Raw genomic sequence first — 18,304 nt, 5'->3', positions numbered from 1 at the left:
CCGATGAAGAAACGGAAATTCAATCAATCAATTTAACGAAACGGTTGCGGTGAGCTAAATGCGCGTCCGCAAGGCGCGTCGAAAGGCACGCAAGACATGGGTCGAAAGGCGGAGCAGTCTGCCTGCACCACAGAAGCACTCTCATCGTGATGTCGAGTGTTCATCTTCCTGGCTGATACGTACAGAATCAGATCAGCTGAAAATTTTCGTATCAGATGCAAGGAGGCCGGTAGTCGCGCCGGGGCAGGCCGACGTCTGATATGACAATCTCTGGAGCGGTCCAGAACGACCGTATCAGAAAGAGATGCCCATGAACCGCTACGAGAAGCTTGCCGACAACATCGCTCAGCGTATTCGCGCGGGTAGCCTGAAGGCGAACGATCGCCTTCCCTCCGTGCGCGAACTGAAGTCGCAAATGGGCATCAGCGCGTCCACCGTGTTCTCTGCTTACTACCTGCTGGAGGCGCAAGGGCTTGTCGAAGCGCGGCAGCGGTCGGGATACTTCGTTCGAGCGGGCGCGGAAATGCCGACTAACGAACTCGCCGCCAGCGAGCCTGTCCTGCGGTCCATGTCGGTCGACGTCTCGTCGCTTGTCTTTCAGGTCCTTGCGCAGGCTCGCGAGCGCGATATGGTCCCGCTCGGCTCGGCCTTTCCGTCGCCAGAGCTGTTTCCCTTCGAGCAACTTGCCGCCGGCCTGACGCGAGCGCTCAAGCGGATGGATCCCTGGCAGACCGTCGAGGATTTGTCACCAGGAAACGCCTTATTACGCCATCAGATCTCCCTGCGTTACGGCAGCATCGGGATGGATGTTCCTGCGTCTGAACTGGTCATCACCAGCGGGGCGATGGAAGCACTCAATCTTGCGCTCGAATCGGTGACGCAGCCAGGCGACCTCGTGGCGATCGAAACGCCAACCTTTTACGGTGCGTTGCAGGCACTGGAGCGCCGCGGTCTTCGCGCGGTCGAGGTTGAGACGCACCCGCGAACAGGCGTAGATCTCGACTCTCTTGCTCGCGTGATCGACCAGCATCCGGTGAAGGCCTGCTGGTTCATGCCGACCTTCCAGAATCCGATGGGCTGCACCATGAGCGACGCAGCCAAAGAGCAACTGGTCAGCATGCTCGCCACCCGCGCCATACCGCTGATCGAAGACGACGTGTACGGCGAGCTCGCGCATGGGGCTCGGAGACCGCCACCAGCCAAGGCCTGGGACCGGGATGGCTGGGTGCTGCACTGCAGTTCTTTCTCGAAATCCCTGGCCCCCGGATATCGCATCGGCTGGGTAGCGGGCGGTCGCTTTGCAGCCACTTTGGGTCGCAACAAGTTGATGAGCTCGCTGGCGACGGCACTCCCCTCGCAACTGGCGTTGCAGGAGTACCTGCAACACAAGAGTTTCGATCGTCACCTGCGCGCCCTGCGGCATTCGCTCAGCCGCCAGCAGGCTGCATGCTTGCGATTTATCGATCGATACTTTCCAACTGGAACGCGGGTCACGCGCCCCGAGGGTGGCTATTTCCTGTGGCTCGCGCTGCCAGAAGGTGTCGACTCGCTCGCACTGCACCAGGACGCTCTTCGGCTCGGCATAGGCGTAGCGCCGGGCCATTTGTTTTCAGCCGACCGCCGATACACCCGGCACCTGCGCATCAACTACGGGTATCTCGGCGACCCGCGCTTGGAAGGGGCTATCAGGAGTCTTGGAGATCTCGCCAACGCGCAGCTGAAATCTACAACTGGCAAATCGGGGCCCATCTTCGAGGAACGTTCGTCGAGACCCTAGTTTGCGTCCATGCAAGTCGAGGTCCGCCGCCTTCGACTGACTCTCAACGTCACGCGTGCCGCTTCTGTCCAGTCGCGGCTTAAAGAACCCGCAGCACCTCGAACTGCTGTCGGGTTGGAGCGACCTGTATCGACACCTCATCACCCTCGCATTTGCCCAGCATTGCCCGACCCAAAGGGGCTTCGCTGCTGATGACCTGAACAAGCTGAGTGCCGCTGACCAACGTCATGCTGCCCCCATCTGGGCCGAGAAAGAGCTGTTGCTGCTTGTCGTCGGAATCGACCAGGCAGACCAACGCGCCGAGCCGTATTCCTATGCTGGCGTCGTAGGGACGCGGGCGGAATTGACGCCAATTGGCCATCGCCTGGCGTATGGCTTCGGCGCGCCGAGCTTGGCCGGTGGCCAGGTAGGCGGCTTCGAGTCCCAATGTGTCGTATTTGTTTTCGGCGATGTTCTCTTCGTGAGTCGCCGTTTCATGGGCTGCCCGCACTGCCTGTTCGGCTTGCAGCAGGTCTTCGGCGAGCCGTTCCAGCACCTGCTGTTGCAGCAAGAATTTATCCATGACGAAAGGTCGGCATCTCGAACAAGCGGGGGGCAGATTTAGATTATGAAGGGCTCCAGAAGCCTTCGACGCTTCTGTTGGCTACAGGTTAACTTCAGCAATGGGCCCATCAGCGACATCCGCGCCCTTTAACTCGCCGCCCAGAATCGGCCTGTCGGCGTTGTCTTGGCCATTTGAAATTCAAATGCCCTCGGTGCATAGAGGCAACAAGGGCCCTTATCTCGTTCCTACCCCTCAATCCTCCATTCGAAAGGTATGGGGCCCCTTTTCAGGGGCATCGATGGCGCAGTTCGCTGCTCTGCCCACCTTGCCCGACGTACCAACCAGCTGAGGCGCTCTACTCCAGCATCCCCGCCACTCTTAGTGGGCTGCGGAAGCTTGCGTGCCAGAGAGGGCTGTCTTCGTTCAAGAAGAAGTTCATTGTTCCGCCCGAATCCGTGCTGCCATCGACAGAGGGAAAAAGGCCGCCTCTGCTGCTGAACACGACACCGACGATGTGGCTCGGAGCACGATGGAGGAAGCTGCTAACTCCGAGTTTCAACCGCGATGGTTGCTCGCTCGCGTCGCTGTCTTGTTCGTGTATCGACAGCAACTGATCTGCGTCGACGCCTTGCAATGCTACCCAGAACAAGGCGCCACGATTGGTGGTGAACTGTCGTGCCGCGGATTCGTCGAGGGTGGCAAACACCTGATCCAGCACATCGTCCTCAACTGCACTTTGCATCACGAACATCAGCATGCCCCCCGCAGGGGTCCTGTACACGGCTGCTTCGCGGTTTTCAGTTCTTGTCGCGGCGCTGATGGCCTTACGCAACTCCATGCGGCCCTTGTTCTCTGCCGCTTCGATCTTGGCAGGATCGAAGGGCTCAATGCGCACTTCCGCGCCTCCGCCCAACATCGCGCCGTTCCCAGCCACGATTCGAGCAACGACTTCTCTCGCGAGTGCAATTCTTTCCCCTGCGTCTACTGGCAAGCGATATGGAACGGTCAGCACCACCGCAAGCGCCGAGCGCAGGTTCTGCGCAACGCCGACCAAGTCTTTCCAAAGCTCGCCCCAGAACGTCAGCGCTTCATGGCGATGGATGCGACGACCCTTGCTTTCGGAGATGGACTTGCATTCGACCTCGAGCCCGTTGGGGCCAAGATCTTCGACCAGGAGATCAAAAGAGCCCCCGTCGCTCGTTCTGTGCCACGCCACACGTTGTCCTCGACGGGCAAAGTGGGTCGCTGCCTGCAGTTCCAAGGCCAGACCGTGCATGTTCCCGGGACTGCTGAAGGCGTTTCGGACCCGTTTGACGAATGCTCTGGCCTGCTTGGGGGTGCTCCTTTCCATGACTCCGAGTACCTGTACCGCGAAGCCCATAGACGGAAAAATGCTTGGGTCGTTGCAGACATCGTGTGGCACCGTGCCAAACGCCGCGACCAGTTTTCGCAGCCGATCCAACTGGTATGCGACGGCGTACTCCGAATGTAGGTAGTCGCGGAGAAAGTGGTTAGACCGAATAGCCTCTTCCTGCCGTGCAACGGCACCTTGCCAGTGTGCCGCACCAATTGCGCTCGCGATGCGCCGGTACACCCCGGGCACCTCCGCTGTCGTCATCTCAGTAGCTGGCACGACATCGCCTCTTTCTTGCTATTCGGTCAAAAGCTGGGACTACCAAACTGGCGGGCTCGAAAGCTGACCATCACAACAGTCAGCTCATGGCCGAATGCGGCGCATCGACGGGCGTCAAGACCTGGATCGCGCATCATGCCAAAGCGCGTCTATAAGCGCGGCGGACGCGGAGTCACCTTCGACAGCGAGACGGTGGGGCATCTTTGCGTTGATGTTGTCGAAGAGCGGCTTCGCCTCCTCTGACCACAGTCCGAATTCGTTCCTCAACTGGTGTCCGACCGTCATATGCAGTCGCCAACTAGCCTCTTCCAGCGAACAGTTCCGAAGCACGTCCTTGTCCTCAGCGGAAAGAAGCCCCCGGGCTTTGGAGACAGCTTCCTCAACCGTTCTTGGATAGATCATGGGTAGGTCTGTTTTTGGCCGACTGCAGCCAGTCGCGCTGCCGTCGTGACCGAGTTCGCAGCGGAAAGCCGACGTGATCAGCTCCACTGTCGCTCATAGGCTGCGACGTGCTCGGGAAACAACGTCTCATAGGCCGGGTAGGAAATGCCCAAGACGTTCACCTCGATGCTATCGGGGCCATCGTCGCAGTCCATGATGCACACGCCAGCACAGGCGAGGACCGTTTGGTCTTCTGTTCGCACTGTTAGGGCAAGGTGGGCCTGATCGGCGTGATTTGAAATGCATTCGGCGCGGATATTCGAGTACCCCGGAACCGGTCGAAATATGCCAAACGCTACGCCCATAGGAGGGTCGCCCAACTCCAAGCTGGAGTACCCAACCAGCACCTCGTGCGCATGAATCGAGAACGTTGGCATGTAAGTCCCTTGTCTTTCTGCGATGCCCGCTTCTATTCGAATTTTCCCGACGCAGCGAATGGTTGGTTCTGGCCGATAGTACCCCTCCGGTCCGCCCGATCGAACGAACGACAACAACCAGTCTGAAGCGAACATTGAACGCAGCCATGTCCATGTCGACCGCATCCGGCACCAGCCCTTCGGGCTTCTGCTTCGCCAGTGCCTGTCGCTCACGAAAGCTCAGTGGTACGCCCCGCACATCCATCTGCAATCCACCGCAGCGGTCGAACCACCAACCCCACAACCGCGCTCATCGTGTACAGGGCATCGGGTGCTCCCCGCAGCGAAATCAAGGAGGAGGGGCGCAGCCCCGGGGGACATTCGCGGAGGGGAGTACCCGGTGTCCTGTGCACGCGCCCCGAAGGCCCCCCAGCCGAGGCCGTCAACACACCGCCACAGCTAAGGAAACCCCCGATATATGAATGGTCATTGACCCCCTAGCATCGAGCGCTGCTCGCCTGTCAAGGTGTACGGATCGCGTCCCGGCGTCCGCCCGGTGACCTGGCGCCTGCCTCAGCTGCCCTTTCCTGCGATGACAACTCCTCCCGAGTCCGGCCCCACGCTGGACGCCGCCAGTCCCCTCCCCCCCGACATCGAAGCCGCCGACGAACCCACCAAGGTTCCCCTCGCCATCGAAGACTGGCTCACGGTTCTCATCATGGGCGCGCTGGCGCTCATCACCTTCGCCAACGTCATCGTGCGCTACTTCACCGACTCGTCGTTCGCGTGGACGGAGGAGTTCTCGGTGTTCCTCATGATCATGCTGGCGCTGGTGGCCGGCTCGGCCGCGGTGGCGCGCGACCGGCACATCCGCATCGAGTATTTCTCGGAGAGCGGCTCCATGGCGCGGCGCAAGCGCCTGGCCCAGTTCGGCGCGCTGATGATCGCCATCCTGTTCGCACTGATCGGCGCGCTCAGCATCCGCATGGTGTGGGACGACTACCGCTTCGAGGAAACCACGCCCGGCATCGGCCTGCCGGCCTGGTGGTATTCGATCTGGCTGCCCATCGTGTCGTTCGCGATCGCGGGGCGCGCCATCGGCCTGATGGTCCGTCGTGGCCGCAAGACGAACTACAAGTCTGACGACAACAACAGCAAGAAGGGCGACGCCAAGTGATCGCCACCCTGCTCTTCGTCGCCTTCGTGCTCATGATGCTGGTGGGCGTGCCCATCGGCGCCGCGCTCGGCCTGGCGGGCGCGGCCTGCATCGCGCTGGCCAACGCCGACGCGCAGTGGTTCGGCCTGCTGGCCGTGCCGCAGAACTTCTACGCCGGCCTGGGCAAGTACCCGCTGCTGGCGATTCCGATGTTCGTGCTGGTCGGCTCCATCTTCGACCGCTCGGGCGTGGCGCTGCGCCTGGTCAACTTCGCCATCGCCATCGTGGGCCGCGGCCCCGGCATGCTGCCGCTGGTGGCGATTGCGGTGGCGATGTTCCTGGGCGGCATCTCGGGCTCGGGCCCGGCCAACGCCGCCGCCGTGGGCGCGGTGATGATCGCGGCCATGAGCCGCGCCGGCTACCCGGCCGCCTACTCGGCCAGCGTGGTGGGCGCCGCGGCGGCCACCGACATCCTGATTCCGCCCTCGGTCGCGTTCATCGTGTACTCGGTGCTGGTGCCCGGCGCCTCGGTGCCGGCGCTGTTCGCGGCCGGCATGATCCCCGGCGTGATGGCCGGCCTGGCGCTGATGATTCCGGCCGTATGGCTGGCGCGCAAGCACAAGATGGGCGCGCTCGAATCGACGCTGCCGCGCCCGCCGTTCTGGAAGAGCTTTCGCGAAGCGATCTGGGGCCTGGCGGCGCCGGTGCTCATCCTGGGCGGCATGCGCGCGGGCTGGTTCACGCCCACCGAGGCGGCCGTGGTCGCCGTGTTCTACGGCCTGTTCGTGGGCATGTGCATCCACCGGACGATCAAGGTGCGCGACCTGTTCGTGATCTTGCGCGAGTCGGGCGAGCTGTCGGCGGTGATCCTGCTGGTGGTGTCGCTGGCGGGCATCTTCGCGTACTCGCTGTCCACGCTGGGCGTCATCGATCCGGTCACGCGCGCCATCGTGAATTCGGGGCTGGGCGAGTACGGCATCCTGGCGCTCCTGATCCTGCTGCTGATCACCGTGGGCATGTTCCTGGACGGCGTGTCGATCTTCCTGATCTTCGTGCCGCTGTTGCTGCCCATCGTGCAGCACTACAAGTGGGACCCGGTGTGGTTCGGCGTGATCCTCACGCTGAAGGTGGCGCTGGGCCAGTTCACGCCGCCGCTGGCGGTCAACCTCATGGTCTCGTGCCGCATCGCCAAGGTGCGCATGGAAGAAACCGTGCAGTGGGTGGGCTGGATGCTGTTCTCGATGTTCGTGGTGATGGTGCTGGTGATCGCCTTCCCCGAACTCGCGCTCTGGCTGCCGCGCAAGCTGGGCTACTGATTTTTTCGATCCATCGACAGACCAAGAGGAGACCTCTCTCATGAAATTCCGCCGCACCCTACTGGGCCTTGCCGCCGTCGCCGCCACGCTCGGCCTGTTCTCGACCGGCGCGATGGCGCAGGCCACCTACAAGCCCGAGTACAAGATGTCGCTGGTGCTGGGCCCGCCCACGCCGTGGGGCCAGGCCGGCAAGATCTGGGCCGACCTCGTGAAGGAGCGCACCCAGGGCCGCATCAACATCAAGCTGTACCCGGGCGTGTCGCTCATTCAGGGCGACCAGACGCGCGAGTTCAGCGCGCTGCGCCAGGGCGTGATCGACATGGCCGTGGGCTCGACCATCAACTGGTCGCCGCAAGTGAAGCAGCTCAACCTGTTCTCCATGCCCTTCCTGATGCCCGACTACGCGGCCATCGACGCGCTCACGCAGGGCGAGGTGGGCAAGGACATGTTCAAGACGCTCGACAAGGCCGGCGTGGTGCCACTCGCCTGGGGCGAGAACGGCTTCCGCGAGATCACCAACTCGAAGAAGCCGATCAAGTCGCCGGCCGACATCAAGGGCATGAAGATCCGCGTGGTGGGCTCGCCCATCTACTCCGACATGCTCACCGCGCTGGGCGCCAACCCCACGCAGATGAGCTGGGCCGACGCGCAGCCCGCACTCGCCAGCGGCGCGGTCGACGGCCAGGAGAACCCGCTGTTCCTGTTCACGGTGCTCAAGATGCACACGGTGGGCCAGAAGTTCGTCACCACCTGGGGCTACGTGGCCGACCCGCTGGTGTTCGTCGTGAACAAGGAAATCTGGGCCTCGTGGACGCCGGCCGACCAGGCCATCGTGCGCCAGGCCGCGCTCGATGCCGGCAAGCAGGAAATCGCCATCGCGCGCAAGGGCCTGGTCGAAGCCGACAAGCCCGTGCTGAAGGACATCGCGGCCATGGGCGTGACGGTGACCAACCTCACGCCGGCCGAGCGCGACGCCTTCGTGAAGGCCACGCGCCCGGTGTACGACAAGTGGAAGTCGACCGTCGGCGTCGACCTGGTGGCCAAGGCCGAGAAGGCCATCGCCGCGCGCGCGAAGTAAGCCGCGCATCGCCGTGGATCGGGGGCGGCATGACAATGTCGCCATGCACACCCTGATCATCGACACGGACCCCGGCGCGGACGACGTGGTCGCGCTGCTGTTCGCCCTGGCGGCGCCCGAATCGCTGGCGATTCAGGCGCTGACCACGGTGGCGGGCAATGTTCCCCTGGCCAAAACCTCGCGCAACGCGCGCCTGGCCTGCGAATGGGCCGGACGGCCGGAGCTTGCGGTCTACGCGGGCGCCGAGCGGCCCCTGCAGCGCACACCGATCTACGCCGCCAACATCCACGGCCGCGAAGGCCTCACCGGCGTGGCCGTGCACGAGCCCGCCGTGCCGCTGGCCGCAGGCCATGCCGTCGACTACCTCGTTCGCACGCTGCGCGCCGCGCCCGCGAACAGCGTGACGCTCGCCATGCTCGGCCCGCAGACCAACCTCGCGCTGGCGCTCGAGCAGGCGCCCGACATCGTGCGCGGCCTGCGCGAGCTGGTGCTCATGGCCGGCGCGCATTTCAATGGCGGCAACATCACGCCGGTGGCGGAGTTCAACGTGTTCGCCGACCCGCACGCGGCCGAAGCGGTGCTGAAAAGCGGCGTGCCGATCACCATGCTGCCGCTGGACGTGACGCACAAGATCCTCACGAGCGACGCGCGCATCGCGCGGCTGCGCCAGCTGGGCAACCGCGCCGGCGCGATCGTCGCCGACATCCTCGACGCCTACGCGCCGCAGGAGATGGCCCACTACGGCATGCCGGGTGGCCCGGTGCACGACGCCACCGTGACGGCCTACCTGCTGCGCCCCGACCTGTTCCAGGGCCGCCGCATCCACGTCGAGATCGACAGCCGCGAAGGCATGGGCTTCGGCCAGACCGTGGCCGACTGGCACGGCAGCCTGAAGCGGCCCGCGAACGTGCAGTGGGTCATCGACGGCGATGCGCAGGGCTTCTTCGACCTGCTGACGGAGCACATCGCGCGGTTGCCCTGAGCTCTCCGCCAAGCCCCAAGAAAAAAAGCCACGCTGCGAACAGCGTGGCTTTTTGCTTGGAGCGCGCAGCGAATCAGTGCTGCAGGATCTTGTTGAGGAAGTCCTTGGTGCGCGGCTGACGGTTTTCCGGGTGGTTGAAGAACTCGTCCTTCGGGCAGTCTTCGAGGATCTTGCCGCCCACGTCGATGAAGATCACGCGGCTCGCGACCTTGCGGGCGAAGGCCATTTCGTGCGTGACGACCATCATGGTCATGCCTTCCTTGGCCAGGCTCACCATCACGTCGAGCACTTCGCCGACCATCTCGGGGTCGAGCGCCGAGGTGGGTTCGTCGAACAGCATCACGATCGGGTCCATCGACAGCGCACGGGCGATCGCCACGCGCTGCTGCTGGCCGCCCGAGAGCTGGCCGGGGAACTTGTCCTTGTGCGCCATCAGGCCCACGCGGTCGAGCATCTTCAGGCCCCGGGTCTTGGCTTCGTCGGGCGTGCGGCCCAGCACCTTGATCTGCGCGATCGTGAGGTTCTCGGTCACCGACAGGTGCGGGAACAGCTCGAAGTGCTGGAACACCATGCCGACCTTGGAGCGCAGCTTGGGCAGGTTGGTTTTGGGGTCGTGCAGCGGGATGCCGTTGACGGTGATCTCGCCCTTCTGGAAGGGCTCGAGCGCGTTCACGGTCTTGATGAGCGTGGACTTGCCGGAGCCCGACGGGCCGCACACCACGACCACGTCGCCCTTGGAGATGTTCACCGAGCAGTCGTTGAGCACCTGCACCGGGCCGTACCACTTGGAGACGTTCTTGATTTCAATCATTTTTTCGGACATTTGTTTCTCTCCGGTTCAGTTCAGCCACTCAATCAGCGAATGATGGCGATTTTCTTGTGCAGGCGCTTCACCAGCCAGGAAAGGGCGTAGCACATGGCGAAGTACACGACCGCCGCCAGCAGGTAGGCCTCGATCGGACGGCCGAAGTTCTTGCCCGCCGTTTCAAAGCCCTTGAGCATGTCGTAGGCACCGATGGCGTAGACCAGCGAGGTGTCCTGGAACAGGATGATGGTCTGCGTGAGCAGCACCGGCAGCATGTTGCGGAAGGCCTGCGGCAGCACCACGAGGCGCATGTTCTGGCCGTAGGTCATGCCCACGGCCTGGCCCGCGTTCACCTGGCCGCGCGGGATCGACTGGATGCCCGCACGCATGATCTCGCTGAAGTAGGCCGCTTCGAACGCGACGAAGGTGATCACCGCCGAAATCTCGGAGCGGTAGTTCGAGCCGAGCGAACCGAACAGCGAATAGAACGACGCCGGCACGAGCAGGAAGAACCACAGGATCACCATCACCAGCGGGATGCTTCGCATGCCGTTGACGTACAGCGCCGCGGGCGCATCGAGCCACTTCTTGCCCGACAGGCGCATGAGCGCCAGGATCGTGCCGAAGATCACGCCACCAATGGTGGCCACCACCGTCAGCATGATGCTGAAGTAGAAGCCCTTGATGACGAAGTTGCTGATGACGTCCCAGTTGTAGAAGGACAGGTCGAGATTCATCATGTCAGTGTCCTCCGCCGCCAGCGCTGGCCGAGACGATGAAGCCCGGCACGCGGGTCTTCTTCTCGATGTACGCCATGAGCCGGTTGATGGCCAGGGCCGACACCACGTAGCACGCCGTCACCGCCAGGTAGACCTCGATGCCGCGCGAGGTTTCTTCCTGCGCCTGCATGGCGAACATGGTGAGTTCGGTGACCGACACGGCGAACGCGACGGACGAATTCTTGAAGATGTTCATCGTCTCGCTCGTGAGCGGCGGGATGATGATGCGATACGCCATCGGCAGGATCACGTAGCGGTAGTACTGCGGCGTGGTGAAGCCCACCGCCATGCCCGCGTAGCGCTGGCCCTTGGGCAGCGCCTGGATGCCGGAGCGCACCTGCTCGGCGATACGCGCCGAAGTGAAGAAGCCCAGTGCCAGCACCACGAGGATGAAGCTCGGCACGCCCTTCATCACGGGAACCAGCGCCGGAATCACGTGGTACCAGAGGAAGATCTGCACCAGCAGCGGGATGTTGCGAAAGAGCTCCACCCATGCATTGCCGAAGCGCACGAGCCACGGACTGTCGGGCAGCGTGCGGATGATGCCGATCAGCGAGCCCAGCACCAGCGCGACGATCAGCGCCAGCAGCGCGACCGACACGGTCCAGCCCCAGGCCGAGAGCATCCATTGCAGGTAGCTCGGATATTCCCCCCCGGGGTCTTGCAGGAAGACCTGCCAATCCCAGTTTCCCATGTGTGTTTACTCCTTCAGCTTCTTTTCGAAAAACCGTCCCTTGAAAAGAAACGCCCACCGCGAAAGGTGGGCGTCCATTCACGCAGCGACGCGCGCTTATTCCTTGGTGACGTACTCTTCGGCGGGCTTGTCGTTCGGGTTGGCCCACGCGTTCTTGGTGGCTTCGCCCAGCGGCAGGTTGATGGTCACGTTGGCCGGGGGAATCGGCTTGAGGAACCACTTGTCATACAGCTTGGCGAGCTCGCCCGACTTGGCCTGTGCCTTGATGCTGTCGTCCACGGCCTTCTTGAAGGCGGGGTCGTCCTTGCGGATCATGATGGCGATGGGTTCCACGGCCAGCACGTCGTTCAGGATCTTGTAGTCCTTGGGCGACTTCGACTTGGCGGCCAGGGCAGCCAGGATCGAGCCGTCCATCACGAAGGCGTCGGCACGGCCGGTTTCCAGCAGCAGGAAGCTGTCGGAGTGGTCCTTGCCGTAGACCTCCTTGAAGGTCAGGTTCTCGGCGCGCTTTTGCTTGCGCACGGTCTGCAGCGGCGTGGTGCCGGTGGTGGTGGCGACCGTCTTGTCCTTCAGGTCGGCCAGCGAGTTGATGCCCGAGTTGGCCTTGACGACGATCTTGGTTTCTTCGACGTAGGTGGTCACGCCGAAAGCCACGTCCTTCTGGCGGGTGGCGTTGTTGGTGGTGGAGCCGCACTCGATGTCCACGGTGCCGTTCTGCACGAGGGGGATGCGGTTCTGCGAAGTCACGGGCTGGTACTTGACTTCGAGCTTCTTGCCGGCGGCCTTCTCCAGGTCCTTGATGATGTTGGCGCAGACGTCGTAGTGGAAGCCGGTGTACTGGCCATTGCCGAGCGTGTACGAAAGGCCGGAGGACTCACGCACGCCTTCGGTGATGGTGCCCGAGGCCTTGATCTTGGCCAGGGTGTCATTGGCTTGTGCGAAGGCGCCGCTGGTGGCGAGCGCTGCGACAGCCAATGCCAATACTTGTTTTTTCATACGAAAAGCTCCTGAGGGTGACTGAAACAAATAGAACGAAATTCTAGACACTCGCATTTTGCGGGATACCCGGACCAACCCGGTGCATTCCACGGGCATCGCCGCCCGCCTCGCACCGGCGGCGCCCATCGGGGCGCCAGCCTGGTGCAATCCAGACATTTCGCATTGTCCGACTTTCACTAAGCAGCCTTTGTGCCCGGCATTCGGGCGGCTGTGCGTGGCGCAAGCAGCGACCGGCGATCCCCGGCGTGCAACGGCCGAAAAAAACTGCCGCGACTGTAGTGGCGGCGCGGCCGGGCCGCCAATGCTGATTGCGGGGGGTCGTATGCGTGGTGCTTATAGATTGTGCAGCGCACAAATCTGCAGCCATTCACACTCGCCCGCTCATTGCGGCGGCTGGGTTCCGACCAGGTAGGACCACAGGGCGTCGGCCGTGCGCTTGGGCTGCAGGCTTTCGGACAGCCCGGCCCGCGCCGCCGAGCGGCCGGCGCCGCCCTTCACCGGAACCGGCGCGGTGGGCCGCTCGCGGTAGGCGCGGATTTCCATCTTGGCCTCGAGGCTGTCGATCTCGGGCGGCAGCGCGCTCACCAGCTTGCGCGCCTTGATCTCCTTGCGCACCGCACTCTGCGGCAGGAAGGCGATGCCGTGGCCTTCGAGCGCCATCACCTTCAGGCCTTCAGCCATGTCGGTCTCGTAGACGCGGTCGAGGTGGATGGCCGTGCCCGACTCCTTGAGCAGCTGGTCGACCACGCGCCCGAGGTAGGCGCCCGGCGCGTAGCCCAGGTAGGGCAGCGGCTGGCCCGGGCGGCCCGGCAGCCGGTAGCGCGGCGCGCCCTCGGCATCGGCCTTGACCCAGGGGGCGACGGTTTCCTCGCCCAGGCTGACCATCTCGTACTTGTTGGCATCGAGCTGCAGCGGCTGCGAGGGGTGGTGGTAGGCGATCAGCAGGTCGCAGCTGCCCTCGACCAGCCGCAGCACCGCGTCATGCACGTTGAGCGCGATGAGACGGCTCTTGATGGGCCCGAAATGCTCGCGCAGGCTGGTGACCCACGAGGGAAAGAAGGTGAAGGCCAGCGTGTGCGGCACGGCGATCTCGATCACGTCCTGCCCGGCGGCCGAGTGCCCGCGCAGCATGGCGCGCGTGCTCTGCAGCGACTGCAGCATCTCGATGGCCTGGCTGTACAGCGTCTGGCCCGCGGGCGTGAGGCGCGTGGGGTAGGAGCTGCGGTCGACCAGGTCGGTGCCGGCCCATCCTTCGAGCGCCTGGATGCGCCGCGAGAACGCCGGCTGCGTCACGTGCCTCAACTGGGCCGAGCGGCTGAAGCTGCGGGTTTCCGCCAAGCTGATGAAGTCTTCGAGCCACTTTGTTTCCATACGCGGCGATTATGCGAGCGCCGCGCCATACTGGGCGCCCCCTCCTTTTCCCGCATGCGCCATGCCTTTCGACGACCTGCCTGAGCTCAGCGCCACCGAACTTTCGCGCAAGATCGCGGCCCGCGACGTGTCCTGCCGCGAGGTGATGCAGGCGTCGCTCGCCCGCATCGACGCGCTCAACCCGCAATTCAACGCCATCGTCTCCCTGCGCGACCCCGCCCAGCTGCTGGCCGAGGCCGACGAACGCGACGCCGAGCTGGCGCGCGGCGAACGGCGCGGCTGGATGCACGGCTTTCCGCTGGCCGTGAAAGACCTGAGCCACGCCGCCGGCCTGCCGACCTCGATGGGCTCGCCGCTGTCGCCGCGCTCGCCCGCGCGCACCGACAGCCTGCACGTCGCGCGCATGCGCGCGGCCGGCGCCGTGGTCATCGGCAAGACCAACACGCCCGAGTTCGGCCTCGGCTCGCACACCTACAACACGGTGTTCGGCATCACGCGCAACGCCTACGCGCCCGAGCGCAGCGCGGGCGGCAGCAGCGGCGGCGCGGCCGTGGCGCTGGCCCTGGGCATGCTGCCCGTGGCCGACGGCAGCGACATGATGGGATCGCTGCGCAACCCCGCCGCCTTCAGCAACGTGATCGGCCTGCGCCCCTCGCGCGGCCGCGTGCCCGGCGACCCGGAGCAGGAACTCTTCTTCCAGCAGCTGGGCTGCGAGGGCCCGATGGGCCGCACCGTGGAAGACACGGCCCGGCTGCTGGCCGTGCAGGCGGGTTTCGACACGCGCGTGCCGCTGTCGTCGCCGCACGCCCTGCCCTCGCCCGACGACCTGCAGCTGGACGGCGACGGCCGCGGCCTGCGCATCGGCTGGCTCGGCAGCCTCTGGCCCGAGCTGCCGCTGGCGCCGGGCGTGCGCGAACTCGGCGAGCAGGCGCTCGACACCTTCCGCACCATCGGCTGCGAGGTCGAGCCCTGCGCGCTCGACGTGCCGCGCGAGCACAACTGGAGCGCCTGGCTGCGATTGAGGCAACTGCTGGTGGGCGGCAAGCTCGGCGCCTACCTGAGCGACCCGAAGCTGTTCGCCCAGCTCAAGCCCGAGGCGCAATGGGAGATCGAGCAGAGCCGGCACCTGGACGCCGCCTCGCTGTACCAGGCCTCGCACTACCGCTCGAACGTGTACCGCGCGTTCCTGAAGCTCTTCGAGCGCTTCGACTTCGTGGTCGCGCCGACGGCGCAGGTGTTCCCCTTCGACGCCGAGCTGCACTGGCCGGCCGAGGTGAACGGCGTGAAGAGCGACACCTACCACCGCTGGATGGAGATCGTCACGCCCTTCACGCTGGCGGGCCTGCCCACGCTCAATGTGCGCGCGGGCTTCGGCGACGGCGGGCTGCCGATGGGCCTGCAGCTGGCCGGGCCGATCCATGCGGACCTCGACGTGCTGCGGCTGGGCCATGCCTACGACCAGGCCTGCGGCTGGGCGGCGCGGCGCCCGCCGGCCCTGTCCTGATCGGTTCTGATCAGATCGGCGTGAGCACGCCGCGTCCCGCAAAGTGCCCTTCGGCGTTCGCGAGGAAGTGGTCCACCGACTTCTGCGTGGCCTCGGGCGACCAGCCTGCCATGTGCGGCGTGAGCAGCACGTTGTCCAGGCCGATGAGCGGCTCGGGGCGCTTGGGTTCGCTCTCGTACACGTCCAGGCCCGCGCCCGCGATGCGGTGCTCGCGCAGCGCCTTCGCCAGCGCCTCGGTGTCGACCACGCTGCCGCGGCCGATGCTCACGAGATAACCCTGCGGCCCCAGCGCGTCGAGCACCTCGGCGTTGACCAGGTGCTTGGTCGCCGGCCCGCCCGGCGCGGCCAACACCAGGAAGTCGGCCCAGGTGGCGAGCGACTTCAGGTCGTCGAAGTAGCGGTGCGTGGCGCCTTCGCGCGGCTTGCGGTTGTGATAGCCGATTTCCATGTCGAAGGCGGCGGCGCGCTTGGCGATCTTCTGGCCGATGGTGCCCAGCCCCAGGATGCCGAGCTTCTTGCCCGACACGTTCGGCGGCTGCGGAATGGCTTCGCGCCACACGCCTTCGCGGCAGAGGCGGTCGAGCGTGCGGAACTCGCGCACGATGCTGATGAGCAGGCCGAAGGCATGGTCGGCCACGCAGTCGTCGTTGGTGCCCGCGCCGTTGGCGGTGGCGATGCCGCGTGCGCGCGTGACCTCGAGCGGCACGCCTTCGTAGCCCGCGCCCATGCAGCAGACCAGCTCGAGCGCCGGCATGGCGTCGATCTCGGCGGGCGTGAGGCCGATGACGCCGATGGTCAGCACCGCGCGGAACTTGGCGCCGTGCTCGGCGATGGCGGCGGCGCGCTGCGCGTCGCCGAAGGCGTAGGTCATGTCGTAGACCTCGGCAATCTGGGCCTGGTGGGCGCTCGAGAGGCTGTTGAGCACCAGCAGGGGAATCTTGGTCGACACGTCTGAACTCCTGGGGTCGGTGAAAAGAAAGAAGGGGTGAATGATCGGGCTAGAGCATCGGCACTGCTTCGCTCTTCTGCAAAGCCCACATCTGGGCATAGCGGCCCTGCTGCGCGAGCAGATCGGCGTGCGTGCCGCGCTCGACGATCACGCCCGATTCGAGCACCAGGATCTCGTGCGCCTCGACCACGGTCGAGAGGCGGTGCGCGATGACCAGCGTGGTCTTGCCCTGCGCGGCGCTGCGCAGCTCGGACTGGATGGCGCGTTCGTTGGCCGAATCGAGCGCCGAGGTGGCCTCGTCGAAGATCACGATCGGCGGGTTCTTCAGCAGCGTGCGCGCGATGGCCACGCGCTGCTTCTCGCCGCCCGAGAGCTTCAGGCCGCGCTCGCCCACCGTCGTCTCGTAGCCCTTGGGCGTGGCCGAGATGAAGTCGTGGATGCGCGCAGCACGCGCCGCCCCTTCGACCTCTTCGCGCGTCGCCCCGGGGCGGCCGTAGGCGATGTTGTATTCGACCGTGTCGTTGAACAGCACCGTGTCCTGCGGCACGATGCCGATGGCACGGCGCACGCTGGCCTGCTGCACGGCGCGGATGTCTTCGCCGCCGATGGTGATGCGGCCCTGCTGCACGTCGTAGAAGCGGTACAGCAGGCGCGCCAGCGTCGACTTGCCCGAGCCCGAGGGGCCGACCACGGCCACGGTCTTGCCGGCGGGGATCTCGAAGCTCACATGCTTGAGGATCGGGCGATCTGGCTCGTAGGCGAAGCTCACGTCCTCGAAGCGGATGGTCGAGTCGGTGCCCGCCAGCGGCTGCGCGCCGGGCGCGTCGCGCACCTCGCGCTCCTTCTCCATCAGCACGAACATCTTGTCCAGGTCGGTCAGGCTCTGCTTGATCTCGCGGTAGATCACGCCCAGGAAGTTGAGCGGAATGTAGAGCTGGATCATGAACGCGTTGACCATCACCAGGTCGCCCAGCGTCATGCGCCCTTCGACCACGCCCGAGGTGGCGCGCCACAGCATCAGCACCAGGCTCACGGCGATCAGCAGCTGCTGGCCGGTGTTGAGCATGCTCAGCGTGCGCTGGCTCTTGATGGCGGCCTTGCGGTAGCGGTCGAGGCTGGCGTCGTAGCGCTTCGCCTCGAAGTCTTCGTTGTTGAAGTACTTGACCGTTTCGTAGTTCAGCAGCGAATCGACCGCACGGCTCTGGGCCATCGAGTCGAGCTCGTTCATGGTCTTGCGAAACTGCGTGCGCCACTCGGTCACAGTGACCGTGAAGACGATGTACAGCACCAGCGCCGCGCCCGTGATCCACACGAACAGCGCGTCGAACTTCACGCCCAATATGGTGAGCACCAGCGTCAGCTCGATGATGGTCGGCACGATGCTGTACAGCGACATCGAAATGAGCGAATGCACGCCGCGCGTGCCGCGCTCGATGTCGCGCGTCATGCCGCCGGTCTGGCGCTCCAGGTGAAAGCGCAGGCTCAGCGCATGCAGGTGGCCGAACACCTGCAGCGCGATGCTGCGCGCCGCGCCCTCGGTGGCCTTGGCGAAGATCAGCTCGCGCAGCTCGTTGAACAGCGATGTCGAAAAGCGCAGCAGCCCGTAGGCCACGAGCAGCGCCATCGGCACGACGAGCAGCGCCTGCGCCATGTCGGGCTTGGGCGTCATCGTGTCGACCAGGTTCTTGAGCAGCACCGGCACGCCCACATTCGCCACCTTGGCCGCGATCATGAAGCCGAGCGCGGCAATCACCCGCCACTTGTACTGCCAGAGGTAGGGAAACAGGCGGCGCAGGGTCGCCCAGTCGGAACGGTCGGAGCGCGCGGGCGGATGGCCGCCGGGCGCATGGGGAGAGGAGGAAAGGGCTTCGCCGCTTCGGCGCATGGGGGACAATCGTGGGTGTTGTTGTTGCTTCAGAT

16 protein-coding genes are annotated in these 18,304 nt (G+C 64.8%); 6 read left to right on the top strand and 10 right to left on the bottom strand.

Annotation, left to right across the window (positions count from 1 at the left end):
* Nucleotides 1-310 precede the first annotated feature (310 nt).
* Complete coding sequence (locus tag AC57B8_RS14250) at nucleotides 311-1,777, top strand: aminotransferase-like domain-containing protein (RefSeq protein ID WP_496479949.1); 1,467 nt, start codon at nucleotides 311-313, stop codon at nucleotides 1,775-1,777.
* A 79-nt stretch (nucleotides 1,778-1,856) separates the two neighbouring features.
* Here AC57B8_RS14250 and AC57B8_RS14245 read toward each other — a convergent pair whose 3' ends face one another.
* The 3 genes from AC57B8_RS14245 to AC57B8_RS14235 all read right to left on the bottom strand — a co-directional run bounded on the left by AC57B8_RS14245 (nucleotide 1,857) and on the right by AC57B8_RS14235 (nucleotide 4,356).
* A complete protein-coding gene (locus tag AC57B8_RS14245; protein ID WP_354346783.1) occupies nucleotides 1,857-2,339 on the bottom strand; it encodes a GreA/GreB family elongation factor in 483 nt (160 codons plus the stop codon).
* A gap of 337 nt (nucleotides 2,340-2,676) precedes the next feature.
* The gene (locus AC57B8_RS14240; protein WP_496479948.1) at nucleotides 2,677-3,939 is read right to left on the bottom strand and encodes a hypothetical protein; all 1,263 of its coding nucleotides are present in this window, start codon (nucleotides 3,937-3,939) and stop codon (nucleotides 2,677-2,679) included.
* Between the two features lie 129 nt (nucleotides 3,940-4,068).
* The gene (locus AC57B8_RS14235; RefSeq protein WP_496479947.1) at nucleotides 4,069-4,356 is read right to left on the bottom strand and encodes a DUF6794 domain-containing protein; all 288 of its coding nucleotides are present in this window, start codon (nucleotides 4,354-4,356) and stop codon (nucleotides 4,069-4,071) included.
* 987 nt (nucleotides 4,357-5,343) lie between these two features.
* Here AC57B8_RS14235 and AC57B8_RS14230 point away from each other — a divergent pair.
* From AC57B8_RS14230 to AC57B8_RS14215, 4 genes are read left to right on the top strand one after another with little or no spacing between them, the layout of a single operon-like run.
* The gene (locus AC57B8_RS14230; RefSeq protein ID WP_070060201.1) at nucleotides 5,344-5,928 is read left to right on the top strand and encodes a TRAP transporter small permease; all 585 of its coding nucleotides are present in this window, start codon (nucleotides 5,344-5,346) and stop codon (nucleotides 5,926-5,928) included.
* Nucleotides 5,925-7,223 carry a TRAP transporter large permease gene (locus AC57B8_RS14225; RefSeq protein WP_307635951.1) on the top strand — a complete coding sequence of 433 codons (1,299 nt, stop codon included), beginning with the start codon at nucleotides 5,925-5,927 and terminating at the stop codon, nucleotides 7,221-7,223. The genes AC57B8_RS14230 and AC57B8_RS14225 overlap by 4 nt, the downstream gene beginning before the upstream one ends.
* A 40-nt stretch (nucleotides 7,224-7,263) precedes the next feature.
* Nucleotides 7,264-8,301 (top strand): DctP family TRAP transporter solute-binding subunit, encoded by a 1,038-nt coding sequence (locus AC57B8_RS14220; protein WP_062471046.1) that lies wholly within the window; start codon nucleotides 7,264-7,266, stop codon nucleotides 8,299-8,301.
* Between the two features lie 43 nt (nucleotides 8,302-8,344).
* Entirely contained in the window at nucleotides 8,345-9,283 is a 939-nt protein-coding gene (locus AC57B8_RS14215) for a nucleoside hydrolase (protein ID WP_496479946.1), read from the top strand.
* 73 nt (nucleotides 9,284-9,356) lie between these two features.
* Here the strand turns inward: AC57B8_RS14215 and AC57B8_RS14210 are convergent, their stop codons facing one another.
* The 5 genes from AC57B8_RS14210 to AC57B8_RS14190 form a co-directional block, all read right to left on the bottom strand.
* Nucleotides 9,357-10,094, bottom strand: coding sequence for an amino acid ABC transporter ATP-binding protein (locus AC57B8_RS14210; protein WP_056576214.1), 738 nt, complete (start codon nucleotides 10,092-10,094; stop codon nucleotides 9,357-9,359).
* A gap of 44 nt (nucleotides 10,095-10,138) precedes the next feature.
* Nucleotides 10,139-10,828 carry an amino acid ABC transporter permease gene (locus AC57B8_RS14205; protein ID WP_070060204.1) on the bottom strand — a complete coding sequence of 230 codons (690 nt, stop codon included), beginning with the start codon at nucleotides 10,826-10,828 and terminating at the stop codon, nucleotides 10,139-10,141.
* Between the two features lies 1 nt (nucleotide 10,829).
* A complete protein-coding gene (locus AC57B8_RS14200) occupies nucleotides 10,830-11,561 on the bottom strand; it encodes an ABC transporter permease subunit (protein WP_492698161.1) in 732 nt (243 codons plus the stop codon).
* Between the two features lie 96 nt (nucleotides 11,562-11,657).
* Complete coding sequence (locus tag AC57B8_RS14195) at nucleotides 11,658-12,557, bottom strand: amino acid ABC transporter substrate-binding protein (RefSeq protein ID WP_062471058.1); 900 nt, start codon at nucleotides 12,555-12,557, stop codon at nucleotides 11,658-11,660.
* Between the two features lie 384 nt (nucleotides 12,558-12,941).
* On the bottom strand, nucleotides 12,942-13,931 hold the full coding sequence (locus AC57B8_RS14190) for a LysR substrate-binding domain-containing protein (protein ID WP_095949530.1): 990 nt from the start codon (nucleotides 13,929-13,931) through the stop codon (nucleotides 12,942-12,944).
* 61 nt (nucleotides 13,932-13,992) lie between these two features.
* Here AC57B8_RS14190 and AC57B8_RS14185 point away from each other — a divergent pair, with 61 nt between their 5' ends.
* Nucleotides 13,993-15,435, top strand: a complete 1,443-nt coding sequence (locus tag AC57B8_RS14185; protein WP_496479945.1) for an amidase — start codon at nucleotides 13,993-13,995, stop codon at nucleotides 15,433-15,435.
* Between the two features lie 10 nt (nucleotides 15,436-15,445).
* Here AC57B8_RS14185 and AC57B8_RS14180 read toward each other — a convergent pair whose 3' ends face one another.
* On the bottom strand, nucleotides 15,446-16,384 hold the full coding sequence (locus AC57B8_RS14180; RefSeq protein ID WP_496479944.1) for a 2-hydroxyacid dehydrogenase: 939 nt from the start codon (nucleotides 16,382-16,384) through the stop codon (nucleotides 15,446-15,448).
* Between the two features lie 49 nt (nucleotides 16,385-16,433).
* Nucleotides 16,434-18,269: an ABCB family ABC transporter ATP-binding protein/permease gene (locus AC57B8_RS14175; RefSeq protein ID WP_496479943.1), complete on the bottom strand. Its 1,836-nt coding sequence runs from the start codon at nucleotides 18,267-18,269 to the stop codon at nucleotides 16,434-16,436.
* Nucleotides 18,270-18,304 lie beyond the last annotated feature (35 nt).

This window comes from Variovorax sp. BGA-UO-ETr-C22 (assembly GCF_059567965.1).
Note: the sequence above shows the minus strand (reverse complement) of the source record. Positions and strands in the feature narration are given on the sequence as shown.